This is a genomic window from Tersicoccus sp. Bi-70 (genome assembly GCF_001968825.1).
Lineage (GTDB): Bacteria > Actinomycetota > Actinomycetes > Actinomycetales > Micrococcaceae > Tersicoccus.
The window spans coordinates 453,176-468,822 of sequence record NZ_MIEU01000010.1; the positions used below are offsets into that span (position 1 = coordinate 453,176).

Below are 15,647 nucleotides of genomic sequence, written 5' to 3' on the forward strand. Positions count from 1 at the left end.
GACCGGCCGGTGACGCCCACGCGCAGCAGCGGCGAGTCGCCCCTGCGCGTGACCGAGATCCCGTCCACCGGGCGGTCCTGCGGTATGCGTTCTGTCGGCGTGCCTGCGTACGGTAGGAGCATGACGACGAGCGAGCCTTCTCCGACCCCGGCCGCGACGACCAGCGCGGGAAACACTCCCGAGGATCCGGCCGCCGCCGTCAACGCGACCCTGCTGCTCTCCCGGGTCGGCGTGGACCGGCGCGGGGAGCGCCGCAACGACCCGGGCCTGTTCGACACCCTCGCGTCCTCCCCGACCACCCGCTATCTGCCGCTGCGCGACGGGCAGGCCCCGGTCCGCGACGGCCACCTCGTCCTCCTGGACACTCCTCCCGCGGGTGACGGCACGCCGCCGATCTACCTCGGCGCGACCACCGAGGACGGTGCGGTCCCGGCCGGCACCGACGTCGTGCTCGTCGCGGTGCCCGGCAGCGAGTCCGCCGGCCCGGCTGACGCGGGCGTGTACCAGGACGACCACGCCGGCTCCATCGTGCCCGGGGCACAGTGGCACGGACTGCGCGACGCCGCCGACGATCTCGACGCCGTCGAGGCCGGCCTGTTCGTCGAGTCCCTCGCCCTGCACCACTGGCACCGGGTGCACAGTCACTGCCCCCGCTGCGGCGCCGCCACCGAGGTCACCGAGGCCGGTTGGGTGCGCCGGTGCACCGCCGACGGATCCCAGCACTTCCCGCGGACCGACCCGGCGATCATCTGCACGGTGATCGACGACGACGACCGGCTGCTGCTCGGCCGGTCCGCCCAGTGGCCCGCCAACCGGTTCTCGACGCTGGCGGGCTTCGTCGAGCCCGGCGAGTCGCTCGAGGCCGCCGTCGTGCGAGAGATCGGGGAGGAGGCCGGCATCGTCGTCGACCGGCCCCGCTACCTCGGGTCGCAGCCGTGGCCCTTCCCCTGCTCCCTGATGCTCGGGTACACCGCCCACGCCGTGGGCACCCGCGTCGTCCCGGACGGCGTCGAGATCCTCGACCTGCGCTGGTTCACGCGGCAGGAGCTGGCGGCCGCCGTCGGCGCCGGCGAGGTCCGGCTGCCCGGCACGGTGTCCATCGCGCGCCGGCTGATCGAGCACTGGTACGGCGAGCCGATGACCGAACCCGAGGGCTCCTGGTGAGTGCGGTGCCGCAGAGCCCGGAGATCACGGAGGCGGAGGCGATCCTCGCCGGCCTCGACGAGGAGCAGCGGCAGGTGGCCACCAGCCTGCAGGGACCCGTCTGCGTGCTTGCCGGTGCGGGCACCGGCAAGACCCGCGCCATCACCCACCGGATCGCCTACGGCGTGCACACGGGCGCCTTCGCCCCGCAGCGCACCCTCGCCCTGACCTTCACCGCGCGGGCCGCCGCCGAGATGCGGACCCGGCTGCGCACGCTCGGTGTGCCCGCCGTGCAGGCGCGCACCTTCCACGCCGCCGCCCTGCGCCAGCTGCAGTTCTTCTGGCCGCAGGCCGTGGGCGGGCAGCTGCCCGGGCTGCTGGACCACAAGGCCAACCTCATCGCCGAGGCGGCCCGCCGCCTGCAGCTGACGACGGACCGGGCGAGCCTGCGCGACGTCGCCTCGGAGATCGAGTGGGCGAAGGTCAGCATGCTCACCCCGGACACCTATCTGGGCTCCGCCGCCGGGCGTGGCGAGCCGGGGGGCTTCTCCGCGACCACCATGACCCGGCTCTTCCAGTCCTACGAGGACGTGAAGGCGGACCGGAACGTCATCGACTTCGAGGACGTTCTGCTCATCACGGTCGGCATCCTGCAGGAGGACGCGAAGGTCGCGGCGACCGTGCGGGAGCAGTACCGGCACTTCGTCGTCGACGAGTACCAGGACGTCTCCCCGCTCCAGCAGCGCATGCTCGACCTGTGGCTCGGCGGCCGGGACGACCTGTGCGTGGTCGGCGACGCTAGCCAGACCATCTACTCGTTCACCGGTGCCACCTCCCGGTTCCTGCTGCAGTTCCGCAGTCGCTACCCGGAGGCGCAGGTCGTCGAGCTGGTCCGCAACTACCGCTCCACCGAGCCCGTCGTCTCCCTCGCGAACCGACTGCTCATGGCCCGGCGCGGGGGTTCCGCGGGCGGCACCTGGAGCGAGCCGCTGCACCTGGTCTCCCAGCCGGGGGAGGGCCCGGACCCCCAGTTCACCGAGTACCCCGACGACGAGGCAGAGGCCGCCGGGGTCGCCGCCCGGATCGGCAGCCTGATCTCCTCGGGCGTGCCCGCCAGTCAGATCGCGGTCCTGTTCCGCACCAACGGCCAGTCGCAGGCGTTCGAGCAGGCCCTCGCGGCGGCGTCCATCGGCTACCAGCTGCGCGGCGGCGAGCGATTCTTCGCGCGACGGGAGGTGCGGGAGGCGATCCTGCAGCTGCGCGCGGCGGCCCGTGCCGTCGACGGCACCGCCGGGCCCGACGCGGCGGAGACGGATGCCGGCACCGCGTCGGACGTGCCGGCCACCGTCAAGGACGTGCTCTCCTCCCTGGGCTACCAGGACGAGGCGCCGAGCCAGGGCGGAGCCGTGCGGGAACGGTGGGAGTCCCTCGCCGCGCTCGTCTCCCTCGCGACCGAACTGGCGGACGAGCGCGCGGCGCACGGCCGGCGGTTCGAGCTGGGTGACCTGGTGCGTGAGCTCGACGAGCGGGCCGCGTCGCAGCACGCCCCGACCGTGGACGGCGTCACCCTGGCCTCCCTGCACTCCGCGAAGGGCCTGGAGTGGGACGCGGTCTTCCTCACGGGCCTGACCGAGGGCCTGATGCCGATCACCTTCGCGGAGGACCAGGCCGAGATCGACGAAGAACGCCGGTTGCTCTACGTGGGCATCACCCGGGCGCGGCGTCATCTCGCCCTGAGCTGGTCCCTGGCGCGCAGCCCCGGTGGCCGCGGGCACCGGTCGGCGTCCCGGTTCCTGGACGGGCTCGCCCCGGCCGCGACCCGGTCCCGCGCGGCCGGTGCAGCTCGCGCCTCGGCGCCCCGGCGGAAGGCCCCCGCCGTGCTGCACTGCCGGGTCTGCGGCACGGTGCTGACCACGGGCGCCGAACGCAAGACCGGGCGGTGCGCCACGTGCCCGCCCGGGTACGAGGAGAAGGTCTTCGAGGCGCTGCGCACCTGGCGCAGCGACACCGCGAAGCAGGGCTCCGTACCGGCGTACGTGGTGTTCACCGACGCCACCCTGATGGCCATCGCCGAGCGGATGCCGAGCAGCGCCGACGAGCTGGCCGGCATCACCGGCGTCGGGCCTGCCAAGCTGGAACGCTACGGCCAGGCCGTGCTCGAGGTGCTGGCCGCCTCCTGACCGGCCACCGGCGCACCGGAACACGCGCACGCCGGATGCGGCCGGCACGGGTGACGCCCGACGCGGCCGTCCGCCACCCGGAGCACCAGTTCGGCGGACCAGGCGGCCGGCCGGTGCTCCCCGTCGAGGAACGCCAGCGCCTGCACCACCGCCAGGGCGGCGGTGGCCGGGACGAACGACGTCGCCGCCGACGGGCCGACCGTGGCCGTGACCAGCTGGTCTCGGATCGACGGCCACGCCGGGTCCGCATCCGTGCGGTGCCGGTCCTGGCACGCCAGGCAGGCGGTCACCCCGGTCACCACGAGGGGACCGACGATGTGGTCACGCTCCCGGGCGACCACCGGCAGGACCGCGCTGGCCTGCGCGGCGGCGTCGAGCAGCGCGGGAGGCAGCGCGTCGGCCGCCGTCAGCACCACCAGGTCGACGGATCCGTCCGGCAGCATCGTGGCCGTCCGGCCCGCCTCGGCGATCACGCACTCGATCGCCGCGTCCGGGGCGACCGATCGCACCGCCTGGCGCAGCGCCACCCGGCGGTCCAGCCCGAGGTGGGCCAGGCCGACCCCGCCCGGACCGATCTCCGCCGCCGAGACCGGGGGACCGTCGTCGTGCACCAGCCGGCCGATGCCTGCCCCCGCGAGCCCGGTCAGCACCGCCGTCGCCAGTGCACCCGTCCCGTGCACGCGCACGACGGCGGCCGCCCGGCGGGCGAGCACGGCCGCGGCGTGGCGGTGGTGGATCGCGCGCAACTGCCCCAGTTCCCCGGTGAGCCGGTCCGCCCGCAGGCCGCCGGTCCGTTCCGGCGACGGCAGGAGCACCGGGTCGAGCGCGTCCAGCAGTTCGGCCACGCGACGGTGCTCGACGCCGTACCGGCGAGCGAGGGCGGCGATGGCGGCACCGTCCCGGTCGGTGCGCAGGCCCGCGATGAGCGCGCAGTCCCCGTCGGTCAGCCCGTCCAGCACGAGGCCGCCGTCCAGGCCGACCTGCATGCTGGACCGGCCGCGACGCAGCACACGCAGCCCCGGATTGATGTGCACGATCCGCCCCCGATCACCCGCTCGGCCCCCGTCCGGGAGGCGCCCGCATCGGCCGCTCCCGTGATGTGCCGGTCAGCCTGTCACAGGGCCGGCCGCCAGGCCGCGGGTTTGTCCACAGGGGTGGCGGGACCGGTCGGAACAGGGCGATACGGTGGCGCTGTGACCCCACCGCGCCCTTCCCCCGCGTCGCCGACGCCCCGCGAGCCCGGTCGCTCGTCCGCGGCTCCGGACGACTCCGCGTCCCCGGCCGCCGGGGCGAGCGCCGACCGGCCGCCCGTCGAGGTGCGCCGCTCCGCTCGCCGGCGGCGGACCATCAGCGCCGTCTGGCAGGACGGCCGGATCGTCGTCTCCGTACCGGCGTCGGGTACGGCCGCGCAGGAGAAGGCCTGGGTCGAGACGATGGTGGCGCGGCTGACCGCGCAGCGCGACCGGCAGGCCACCGAGCACGGGCCCGAGGGGCTGGTCGCGCGCGCCGAGGCCCTGTCCCGTCGGCACCTGAGTGGAAGGGCCCGACCGACGTCGATCCGGTGGGTCGCCAACCAGAGCACCCGGTGGGGATCGGCGACGCCGAGCCGGGGCACCATCCGGCTCTCCACCCAGTTGCAGGGCATGCCGGACTGGGTGATCGACTACGTGCTGCTGCACGAGCTGGCCCACCTCATCGAGGCCGGCCACGGGCCACGGTTCCAGGCGCTCCTGGCCGGCTACCCGCGGCTGGCCGAGGCGAAGGCGTTCCTCGAGGGGGCGAGCTTCGCCGCCCGGCGCGGCCTGACCGGCGAGCACGCCGAGGACTGAGCCGCGCAGGACTGACCCGCGCCGGACTGACCCGTGCAGGCCGAGCCGCGCAGGACGAGCGACTCAGGACGAGCGACTCAGCCGCGGCGGGCGGGGGTGCCGACGCGACCGGTGAAGTGGTCCATGGTCGCGTTGACGCCGAGGACGTCATTGATCCGGTCGAAGAGCCGGGTCGGAAGCAGCCGCAGGCCGGGCAGCGTCGCCACGAGCGCCGGCATGATCAGCTGTTCGCGGCCCCGCTCGATCGCCTCGATGGTGCGGCGGGCGACGTCGTCCTCCTGGAGGATCGGCAGCAGGCGCGGGAAGCGCGTGGTGACGCCCGCGAACATGCCCGTGTCGATGTAGTACGGGCACACGGTCAGGGTGGCGACCGGGTGTCCGTCGGCACGCAGTTCGTTGCGCAGCGACTCGGTGAAGCCGACGGCCGCCCATTTGCTGGCCGAGTAGTCGGTCTGCCGCGCGACGCCCACCAGCCCGGCGGCGCTGGCGATCGTGACGACCGTGCCGCGGCGGCGCTCGATCATGCCGGGCAGGAACGCCCGCGTGACCCAGTAGAGGGCGAGCACGTTGACGTCGAAGGTGCGCTCGATGGCGGCCGCCGGCGTGTCGAGCAACCGGGTGCCGGAGACGATGCCCGCGTTGTTGATCACGACGTCGACGCCGCCCACGTCGGCGATGAGCGTCGCGGCGGCCTCATCGACCACGTCCCGGTCGGCGACGTCGACGGTCTGGTGCCGGGCGGTCCCGCCGGCCGCGGTGATCTGCGCGCAGACCGTCTCCGCGGCCGGGGCGGAGAGGTCCCAGATGATCACGTGGGCGCCGCGCCGCGCCGCCTCGAGCGCCATCCGGCGTCCGATGCCGGAACCGCCGCCGGTGATGAGGACGCGGCCGCCGTCCAGGTGCTGGCCTCGAGTCATGGGTCTCCTCCGTCAATCGGGCGGGGCGGGGTGGGGCGGGGTGGGGCGGGATTGGTCGGGGTCGGACAGCGGATCGGTCAGCGCACGCGGCGCAGCACCCCGGCCGCGGCACCGATGAAGCGCGCGTACTGGGCGTTGCTCATCCCCGGCCACGGCGCGATCGGCAGCAGCCGCTGGGTGGCGACGGTCTGCGCCTCCGTGTATTTGAGCAGGCCCTCGCGGCCGTGCCGGCGGCCGAGGCCGGAGGACTTCCAGCCGCCCATCGGCGCGGCGTGGGACGCCCAGGCGGCCGCGTAGCCCTCGTTGACGTTGACCGTGCCGACGGCCAGGCGCCGGGCGACGCGTTCACCCCGGTGGGCCGAGCCCCACACGCTCGCGTTGAGTCCGTAGATGCTGTCGTTGGCGCGCGCGACCGACTCGTCGTCGTCGCGGGTGACGGTGATGCTCACGACCGGACCGAACGTCTCCTCGCGAGCCAGCAGCGCGTCCTCGGGGACCTCGGTCAGGACGGTGGGCTCGAACACGTACGGACCGAGGTCGGGCCGGGCGCGGCCCCCGGCTAGCACCCTGGCGCCGCGGGCGACGGCGTCGTCCACGTGCCGCTGCACCCGCTCCAGCTGGGTGGCCGAGACCAGGGATCCGACGTCGAGGTCCCAGGAGTACCCCACGCCGAGCCGCAGCCGTGAGGTGGCCGCCACCATCGCGGCGGTGAACCGGTCCGCGAGCGGCTCGGCCACGTAGATGCGCTCGATGCTGATGCAGAGCTGACCGGCGTTGGAGAAGCTCGCCCGCACTGCGCCCTCGGCGGCGCGGTCGACGTCGGCGTCCTCGAGCACGAGCAGCGGATTCTTCCCGCCCAGTTCCGCGGAGCAGCCGATCAGCCGGGACGCGCACCGCTGGGCGACGGTGGTCCCGGTGGCGGTCGAACCGGTGAACATGACGAAGTCGACGACGTCGATGAGGGCCGGTCCGATCGTCTCGCCCGGCCCGGTCACCACCTGCATCACGCCGTCGGGCAGGCCGGCCTCACGCAGCAGCCGGAGGACGGTCAGCGCGCTGAACGGGGTCTGGGCGTCCGGCTTGATGACCACCGCGTTGCCCGCCAGCAGGGCCGGTACGGCGTCGGTCGCGGCGAGGGTGAACGGGTAGTTCCAGGGGGCGATGACGCCGACCACTCCCTTGGGGTGGCGCACCTCCGTCGCCCGGGTCAGGACCGGGAAAGCGCCCCCGCGTCCCCGGTCCCGCAGGGCGGCGGGGGCCGTCCGCGCGTCGTGCGCGGCGCCGAGGACGACGTCGATGACCTCCTCGAGCGCGTGCACACGGGACTTGCCGGTCTCGGCCTGGATGACGTCGAGGATCGCCTCGCGCTGCTGGTGGACGAGTTCGCTGAACCGGCGGATCACGCGGGCGCGCTCCCGCGCCGGCCACCGGACCCACTCGCGCTGCGCGGCGCGGGCGCTCGCCACCACGTGCGCCACCTCGTCCTCGCGCTGCGTGGGGACGACGCCGAGCTCGGTGTCGTTGCCGGGGGCGCGGACCGCAACCGACTCGCCGGTCCCGGTGAGCAGGCGCGTGAGCGCCGCGACCGGGATGGTGGGAGTCGTCTGATTCGGCGGAGCGGGCGTGGCGACGGGGCTGGCGGACATGGGGAACACTCCTGCGATCGGTGGTGCCGGATCTGGTGCGCTGACCAGAGGTCACTGGACGGCAACGTCGATCGCACCAGATCTCCGGAGACCGTCGGCGGGAGCCCGGCCGGCAGCGATGCCGGCCGGGCCCGTGAGAACAGGACCGTCAGAACAGGAGCATCAGGACAGTGATGTCAGGCCCGGGGCCGGTCCCCACCGTTCCCCTGGTCGTCGCCGTTGCCGTGGTCCTCGTCGTCGCGGTCACCGGAGCTGCCGGATCCCGAGCCTCCGGCCGCGGCGCCCGTGTCGGTCGCGGGCCTCGTGTCGGTGCCGTCCGCGGCGTCGGGGTCGACCTCGAACAGGGACTCCTGATCGGGCAGCTCGCCCTCGTCGGTGGCGACCGCGTCGTCGGCGGAGGCCGGCTTCTCGTCGAAACCGCCCGCGAGCAGTTTCTCCAGCGCGGCGTCGACGTCCGCGTCGGCCGCGGCACGCTGCTGGCTGCGGGCGGTGAAGTCGGCGGGGTGGTCGAGGTCCTCGGGGGTGGGCAGCAGGTCCGGGTGCGCCCAGACCGCGTCGCGGCCCTCGGTCCCACGCTCCTGCGCCAGCGCCGCCCACAGGGCGGCCGCGTCCCGCAGCCGGCGGGGTCGCAGTTCGAGGCCGACGAGGGAGGAGAAGGCCTGCTCGGCGGGGCCGCCGGTCGCGCGCCGGCGGCGGACGACCTCGCGCAGCGCCGCGGCGGCGGGCAGGTTCGTCGTCGCGGCGGCGGTCGCCTCGTCCACCCAGCCCTCGATCAGGGCCAGCGCGGTCTCGAGCCGGGCCAGCGCCGCCTCCTGCGCGGGGGTGCGCTCGGGAGTGAACATGCCGCCGGAGAGCGCCTCCTGTACCGACTCGGGTTTCGACGGGTCGATCTGGCGGGCGGCCTCCTCGATCCGGGAGGTGTCGATGTGGATGCCGCGCGCGTAGCTGCCGATGATGCCGAGCACGTGCGAGCGCAGCCACGGGACGTGCACGAACAGCCGCGCGTGCGCGGCCTCGCGCACGGCGAGGTAGAGCCGCACCTGGGACTCGTCGATGTCCAGTCCCTCTCCGAAGGAGGCCACGTTGGCGGGCAGCAGGGCCATGGTGCCCTCGGCGAGCGGGATGCCGATCTCGGACGCGGAGACCACGTCGCCGGACAGTTCACCCACGGCGTGCCCCAGCTGCATGCCGAACAGCGCGCCACCGAGGTTGCGGATCATGGAGCCGGCGCCGCCCATCATGCCCGCCATCTCCTCGGGCAGCTGCTCCGTCATGGCCTGGGTCAGGGCGGTGGCGATGCTGTTCGCGACCGGTTCGGTCATCTGCTTCCAGGTGTCCATCGTGGCCTCGACCCACTCGGCGCGGGACCACGCCCGGCCGGTCAGGCCCGTGCCCGGGAAGTCGGTGACCGGGTCCAGCCACAGCTCGGCGACCCGCAGTGCTTCCTCGACGTCCCGGCGCTGCGCGGTGGAGACGGAGGGGTCGGCGCCGGAGGCGGCACCGCGGCGGGCGCTCTCGTGTGCCAGCTGCCAGTTCACGGGGGCGTCTCCGGAGGAGCTCATCATGGCCTGCACCTGCTGGAACATCATGGCCAGGGTGTTGGGGTCGGACGGCATGCCGGCGGCGCGGGCCAGCTCGGCCGGGTCGAAGCCCTCGAGGTTGCCGCCGAGCAGCTTGGACAGCATCTCCGACAGCGGATCCTGCGGGGTGTCGTCGTCGTTGCCGTGCTGGGAACTCATGGGGGTACCGTCCTCGTGTCCGGTCGTGGCGGGCGGCGGCCCACCGGGATCTGGTGCTGCCGGGAGGTCTCCGCCGTCGACGACGCCGTGGCGGTTCCTGCCGGTGGTGGGCCCGGGACGGGTGGACGACCGCATCCGGCACCCCGGGTCCGATGCGTTCACGTTACCTGCGGCGCTGCACGGTGTCTGCCCGTCGCGCGTCCGTTCGCCGCGGGCGGAGCCGCGCCGCGATCCGGCCACCAGCCCGCTCCTCGATCCGGGCGGTACCCTGTGGGGTGCGCTGAGCAGCCGTGCCGACCATCCGGGCGCGGGGAAGCCGATCACCGGCGCAGATGAGGAACCACCCCCGTGAGCAGCGATCAGCAGTCCGGGGCGAGCCCGGCCGCCGCGCCGGACGACGCCGACGGCGTGCGCGGCGGTCCTCTCCGCGGGCTGCGGAACCGTACCCGGACCACGGCACCCGGACCGGACGGCCGTCCGCCGCGGCGGCGCGTGACGACCCTCGGCGTCAGCACCACGGTCGCCGTGCTCTGCGGGGCGCTCGCCCTGGCCCTGCCCGCGCCGTTCGTCGCCGAGTCACCCGGGCCCACGTTCAACACGGTCGGCACCGTGGACGGGCACCGGCTGATCTCCGTGTCCGGGCACACCAGCTACCCGACGACCGGCAATCTCGACCTGACCACCGTGTACGTCAACGGGGGACCGAACGGCGCCCTGACGGCCGTGGGCGCGCTCGGCGCGTGGCTCGACCCGACCCGGTCCGTGGTGCCCACCGAGCTGCTCTACCCGCCGGACGTGACGACCGAGCAGGTCGAGCAGTCCAACTCCGCGGCGATGACGAGCTCGCAGCAGGAGGCCATCGCCGCGGCGCTCTCGCACGAGAAGATCGCCTTCACCCGCACCCTCACCGTCGCTCAGGTCGTCGACGACACCCCGGCCAGCGGCCGGCTGCGCGACGGCGACGTCGTGGAGAAGGTGGCCGGCCGCGCGGTGAACGGCATCGAGGACGTCCGCTCCGCCGTGGGCGCGGCGGCCGGCAAGCCCGTCGCCCTGCAGGTGCGCAACGGCGGGACCACCCGCACCGTCAGCGTCACCCCGGCCCGCGGGGCGTCGGGTAACTGGCAGCTCGGGGTCGCGCTCGCGGCCACCTACCGCTTCCCGTTCTCCGTCACCATCGCCCTGGACAACGTCGGCGGACCCAGCGCGGGCATGATGTTCGCCCTCGGGATCATCGACACGATCACGCCGGGCCCGCTCACCGGCGGCCGGCATGTCGCCGGCACCGGCACCATCAGCTCCGACGGCACCGTCGGGGCGATCGGCGGCATCGCGCAGAAGATGGTGGGCGCCCACGACGAGGGCGCCCAGGTCTTCCTCGCCCCGGGCGCGAACTGCTCCGACGTCGTCGGGCACATCCCGGACGGGCTGCGGGTGGTGCGGGTGGACACGCTCGACGACGCGGTGCGCGCGGTCGAGACGGCGGCTTCCGGTGGGGACGTCGACGCGCTGCCCCGCTGCGGGTAGTCTCCGCCGACCGCGGACGGCGTCGCTGTGGCTTGGAGCTGAGCCCGCCGCACGGGCAGAATGTGACCAGGACGACCCGAACCCGGCGTCGCCTCGACATCAAGGATCGCAGTGACTTTCGGATCAACCCCCCAGCCACGTCAGAGCCGACCCCGATCCGGGCGGCGCCGATCCGCCCTGATACCTACGATCATCATCGTCGCGGTCGTCATCGCGGCCATCGTGCTGCTCAGCCAGGTGTACACGGACGTGCTCTGGTACAGCCAGCTCGGCTACCTCGAGGTGTTCCTCAAGGAGAACCTGACCCGGGTCGGCGTGTTCCTCGCCGCCGCGCTCGTGATGGCCATCGGCGTGTACGCGAGCATGGCCGTGGCCTACCGGAGCCGCCCGGTCTACGCCCCGGACGAGAGCACGCCGGACAACCTCGCCCGCTACCAGGCGAACTTCGAACCGGTGCGCCGGCTCGCGATGGTCGGCGTGCCGATCGTCTTCGGCATCTTCGCGGGCACGGCCGCGGCCTCCCAGTGGCAGCGGATCCTGCTGTTCTTCAACCAGGTCCCGTTCGGGCAGACCGACCCGCAGTTCGGCCTGGACTACAGCTTCTACCTCAACACGCTGCCGTTCCTCGGCTTCCTCTCCGGCCTGCTGATCAGCGTCGTCCTCGTCGCCGGCGTCCTCGGCATCGTCACCCACTACCTCTACGGCGGCATCCGGGTGCACGAGCACGGCGTGGCCGTGTCCCGCCCGGCGCGCATCCACATCGCCGTCGTCGCCGCCGCGTTCCTGCTGCTGCAGGGCGCCAACTTCTGGCTCGACCGGTACAGCACCCTGCAGAACAACTCCGGTCGTGTCGCGGGCGCGCTGTACACCGACGTCAACGCCGTCATCCCCACCAAGTCCGTGCTCGCGATCGCCGCGCTCATCGTGGCCGTGCTGTTCGTCGTCGCCGCCGTCATCGGCCGCTGGCGGCTGCCGCTGATCGGCACCGTCGGGCTGATCATCACCGCGATCCTCGCCGGCGGCGTGTACCCGTGGGTGGTGCAGCGGTTCCAGGTGACCCCGTCGGAGCAGACCTTCGAGCAGCCCTACATCCAGCGGAACATCGACATGACCCGCAAGGCGTACGGGCTGGACGCGGTGAAGTCCGAGGAGTACAAGGCGACCACCAACACCAGCGCCGGGGCGCTGCGCCAGGACGCGCAGACCACGGCGAGCATCCGCCTGCTCGACCCGAACCTGATCTCGGCGGCCTTCTCCCAGCTCGAGCAGTTCCGGCCCTACTACCAGTTCTCCGGCCTGCTCGACGTCGACCGGTACCCGGTGGACGGCAAGACGCAGGACACCGTGGTGGCCGTGCGCGAACTGCGCCCGGACAACATCTCCGGCTGGTACAACCAGCACATCGTCTACACGCACGGCTACGGCGTCGTCGCCGCGGCCGGCAACCGGGTCGCCGCCGACGGCAAGCCCGAGTTCCTCCTCGCCGGCATCCCCAGCAGCGGCACCCTGGGCAACGACGAGACCTACGAGCCGCGGATCTACTTCGGCGAGAACTCGCCGGAGTACTCGATCGTGGGCGGCCCGGAGAACTCGTCCCCGCGGGAGCTGGACCGGCCCCAGCAGCAGGGCTCGACGGAGGACACCTTCAACACCTTCACGGGCAACGGCGGCCCGAGCCTGGGCTCGTTCTTCAACAAGCTGCTGTACTCGCTGAAGTTCCAGTCCTCGGACCTGCTGCTCTCCGACGCCGTGAACGGCGACTCGCAGATCCTCTACGACCGGGACCCGCGGGACCGGGTGCAGAAGCTGGCGCCGTACCTGACGGTGGACGGCAAGCCGTACCCGGCGATCATCGACGGCCGGGTCAAGTGGATCGTCGACGGGTACACGACCAGCTCGGCCTTCCCGTACTCGCAGCAGCAGCAGCTCGACAACGTCACCCGCGACTCGCAGACCGCGGACGGTCGGGTGGCCGCGCTGCCGGCGAACAACGTCAACTACATTCGCAACTCGGTCAAGGCGACGGTCGACGCGTACGACGGGTCCGTGGACCTGTACGCGTGGGACGACCAGGACCCGCTGCTGAAGGCCTGGCAGAAGGTCTTCCCGACCACGCTGAAGCCGTACAGCGAGATGTCGGCCCAGCTGATGGCGCACGTGCGGTACCCGGAGGACCTGTTCAAGGTCCAGCGCGGGCTGCTCGCCAGCTACCACGTCACCAACGCGGTCGACTTCTACCAGCAGAACGACGTGTGGTCGGTGCCGAACGACCCGACCAGCTCCGCCGCTGTGCCGCAGCCGCCGTACTACCTGTCGCTGCAGGTCCCGGGCTCCGACAAGCCGTCGTTCAGCCTCACGTCCTCGTTCATCCCGCAGACCAGGCCGGGGGAGACCCCGCGCAACGTGCTCTACGGGTACCTGTCCGCGAACGGTGACGCCGGCAGCAAGGCGGGCGTGAAGTCACCGGACTACGGCAAGCTCCAGTTGCTCAACCTGCCCAAGTCGGGGTCGATCCCCGGCCCCGGCCAGGTGCAGAACCGGTTCAACTCGGACCCGACGGTGTCCCAGACGCTGAACCTGCTGCGGCAGGGCGCCTCCAGTGTGCTCAACGGCAACCTGCTCACCCTGCCCGTGGGCGGCGGCATGCTGTACGTCCAGCCGGTGTACGTGCAGTCCAGCGGGGAGACCTCGTACCCGTCGCTGCAGCGCGTGCTCGTGGGCTTCGGCGAGAAGGTCGGGTTCGCGCCGACGCTCGACGAGGCGCTGGACCAGCTGTTCGGCGGCAACTCCGGTGCGGCCGCGGGCGACTCGGCGAACGCGGGCAAGACATCGGGCGGTACCGGGAGCAGTTCGTCCGGTCAGGGCAGCGGCGGGACGAGCGTGAGCGCGCAGGCGCAGCTCAAGCAGGCCCTCGCCGACGCCGACGCCGCCGTCAAGCAGGGCCAGCAGGCCCTCACCAAGGGCGACTTCGCCGCCTACGGTGCCGCGCAGAAGAAGGTGACCGAGGCGCTCGGACGGGCGATCCAGGCGGAGAACGACCTCGGCAAGGGGGCGACCGCCTCGCCGTCGGCCGGTGCGACGGCGTCGCCCAGCCCGTCCGCGTCGGCGTCGTCCACCCCCGCGGCCACGCCCAGCCCCTGACGGGAGCCGCTCGATTTGGTCCGTCCCCCGCGTCGCGGTAGAGTTGTCAGTGCGACGCGGGGTGGAGCAGTTCGGTAGCTCGCTGGGCTCATAACCCAGAGGCCGCGGGTTCAAATCCCGCCCCCGCAACGAGAGAAGGCCCCCGATCCACTGGATCGGGGGCCTTTGCTTTTGCCTGGTGTTTGTCTCGGCTCGGCTCCGTTCGGCTGGGGTGCCTTTGGCTGGAGTGCGAGGGTCCGGCTCGGGCACGGGGGACTGGATCTCCCGGCGCTCGCAGAGCTCGCTGGGTCGACACGTCCCCCTTCCGCCCGAGCCGGATCCTCGCGGTCGGCGCGACGGTCTCGTCGCTCGTCATCCGCCGTCGCGGGGAGCGGGGGTGTGGGTGGTCGTCCGATTACGGTGAAGCCATGACCTCCCGCGAGCTCGCCTTCCTCAGCTTCGTGCCCGATGACGACGGCGACCCGGGGGAGGCCCTGCGGCGGGGGATCCGGCAGTTCCGGCACGCCGAGGAGCTGGGATACGACTCCGGGTGGGTGCGGGTGCGCCATTTCGAGCCGTTCCTCTCCTCGCCGCTGACCTTCCTGACCGCCGTCGCTCAGGTCACCGAGCGAATGCACCTGGGCACCGGCGTGCTGCCGATGCGCTACGAGGATCCCATCCGGACCGCCGAGGACGCCGCGACCGTGGACCTGCTCAGCGGCGGCCGGCTGGAGCTGGGCCTGAGCGGCGGCATCGCCCCCCTGGCCGGCGTGCTCGACGAGGTGTTCGGCACCACACACCGCGGTTTCGACGGCGAGGCGCAGGAACGGATCCGTCGCTTCCGGTGTGCCCTGGCCGGTCAGCCGGTGGCTCACGCCGCCGGCCCGTTCTCCACGCTGCCCGCCGGCACCGACCTGCGGGTGACCCCGCACGCCCCGGGGCTGGCGGACCGGGTCTGGTACGGTCCGGGAAGCGTACGGAGCGCCCGCCGGGCGGGGGAGCAGGGCATGGACCTGCAGCTGTCCACGCTGAACAGCGAGGACACCGGCAGCACCTTCGAGGAGGGACAGGCGGACCAGGTCCACGCGTACCGTCAGGCGCGCGCGGCGGCCGCGGCGGCGTCAGGACGATGCCTGCGCGATCCGCGGATCGCCGTCGGGCGCATCGTGCTGCCCCTGCTCAGCGCCGCGGACCGGGAGGCGCACCGCGGCTTCCTCGACTTCTACACCAGCCGGATGGATGAGCGGGGCCGGCCCCGCCAGGGCGGTGCGCCCATCCAGTTCAGCCGGATCCATGCCGGCTCGGTCGACGAGATCGTCGACGGGCTCTCCCGCGACCCCGCGCTGGCCGAGGCCACGACCATCAGCGTCACCCTGCCCGCACCGGGCGGGGAGGCCGCCCACGCCCGCGTGCTGGAGACCGTCGCCACGTCCATCGCTCCGCAGCTGGGCTGGAGCGCGTCCGCCTGACCCGCCAGTCGGGCACCCGTCCCGGTGTCGCCCCGTAGACGTCAGGGACGGCAACCGGTGGCGGCGCTGGTGCCGGGACG

10 protein-coding genes and 1 tRNA gene are annotated in these 15,647 nt (G+C 73.2%); 7 read left to right on the forward strand and 4 right to left on the reverse strand.

Features of this window, described 5'->3' with window-relative positions; genetic code table 11:
- The first annotated feature begins 120 nt into the window (after positions 1-120).
- On the forward strand, positions 121-1,164 hold the full coding sequence (nudC, locus tag BGP79_RS06070; protein ID WP_083701614.1) for an NAD(+) diphosphatase: 1,044 nt from the start codon (positions 121-123) through the stop codon (positions 1,162-1,164).
- Positions 1,161-3,323 carry an ATP-dependent DNA helicase UvrD2 gene (locus BGP79_RS06075; RefSeq protein WP_076693711.1) on the forward strand — a complete coding sequence of 721 codons (2,163 nt, stop codon included), beginning with the start codon at positions 1,161-1,163 and terminating at the stop codon, positions 3,321-3,323. Before nudC ends, BGP79_RS06075 begins: the two co-directional genes overlap by 4 nt.
- On the opposite strand, the gene BGP79_RS06080 is transcribed toward BGP79_RS06075, so the two are convergent.
- On the reverse strand, positions 3,284-4,357 hold the full coding sequence (locus BGP79_RS06080) for a ThiF family adenylyltransferase (RefSeq protein ID WP_076693712.1): 1,074 nt from the start codon (positions 4,355-4,357) through the stop codon (positions 3,284-3,286). The two genes, BGP79_RS06075 and BGP79_RS06080, sit on opposite strands and share 40 nt — an antisense overlap.
- Before the next feature lie 159 nt (positions 4,358-4,516).
- Between BGP79_RS06080 and BGP79_RS06085 the strand changes: the two genes are divergently transcribed.
- The gene (locus BGP79_RS06085; protein ID WP_233121187.1) at positions 4,517-5,152 is read left to right on the forward strand and encodes a M48 family metallopeptidase; all 636 of its coding nucleotides are present in this window, start codon (positions 4,517-4,519) and stop codon (positions 5,150-5,152) included.
- A 77-nt stretch (positions 5,153-5,229) separates the two neighbouring features.
- On the opposite strand, the gene BGP79_RS06090 is transcribed toward BGP79_RS06085, so the two are convergent.
- From BGP79_RS06090 to BGP79_RS06100, 3 genes are all read right to left on the reverse strand, one after another.
- On the reverse strand, positions 5,230-6,069 hold the full coding sequence (locus BGP79_RS06090) for an SDR family oxidoreductase (protein ID WP_076693714.1): 840 nt from the start codon (positions 6,067-6,069) through the stop codon (positions 5,230-5,232).
- 77 nt (positions 6,070-6,146) lie between these two features.
- Positions 6,147-7,715 (reverse strand): succinic semialdehyde dehydrogenase, encoded by a 1,569-nt coding sequence (locus BGP79_RS06095; RefSeq protein WP_083701615.1) that lies wholly within the window; start codon positions 7,713-7,715, stop codon positions 6,147-6,149.
- Between the two features lie 176 nt (positions 7,716-7,891).
- The gene (locus BGP79_RS06100; RefSeq protein WP_076693715.1) at positions 7,892-9,454 is read right to left on the reverse strand and encodes a zinc-dependent metalloprotease; all 1,563 of its coding nucleotides are present in this window, start codon (positions 9,452-9,454) and stop codon (positions 7,892-7,894) included.
- A gap of 348 nt (positions 9,455-9,802) precedes the next feature.
- Between BGP79_RS06100 and BGP79_RS06105 the strand changes: the two genes are divergently transcribed.
- From BGP79_RS06105 to BGP79_RS06120, 4 genes are all read left to right on the forward strand, one after another.
- Positions 9,803-10,978 (forward strand): PDZ domain-containing protein, encoded by a 1,176-nt coding sequence (locus BGP79_RS06105; RefSeq protein ID WP_233121189.1) that lies wholly within the window; start codon positions 9,803-9,805, stop codon positions 10,976-10,978.
- A 111-nt stretch (positions 10,979-11,089) separates the two neighbouring features.
- Entirely contained in the window at positions 11,090-14,119 is a 3,030-nt protein-coding gene (locus BGP79_RS06110) for a UPF0182 family protein (protein ID WP_369800164.1), read from the forward strand.
- A gap of 55 nt (positions 14,120-14,174) precedes the next feature.
- Positions 14,175-14,248, forward strand: a tRNA-Met gene (locus BGP79_RS06115).
- Between the two features lie 278 nt (positions 14,249-14,526).
- A complete protein-coding gene (locus BGP79_RS06120; RefSeq protein WP_076693716.1) occupies positions 14,527-15,567 on the forward strand; it encodes an LLM class flavin-dependent oxidoreductase in 1,041 nt (346 codons plus the stop codon).
- Positions 15,568-15,647 lie beyond the last annotated feature (80 nt).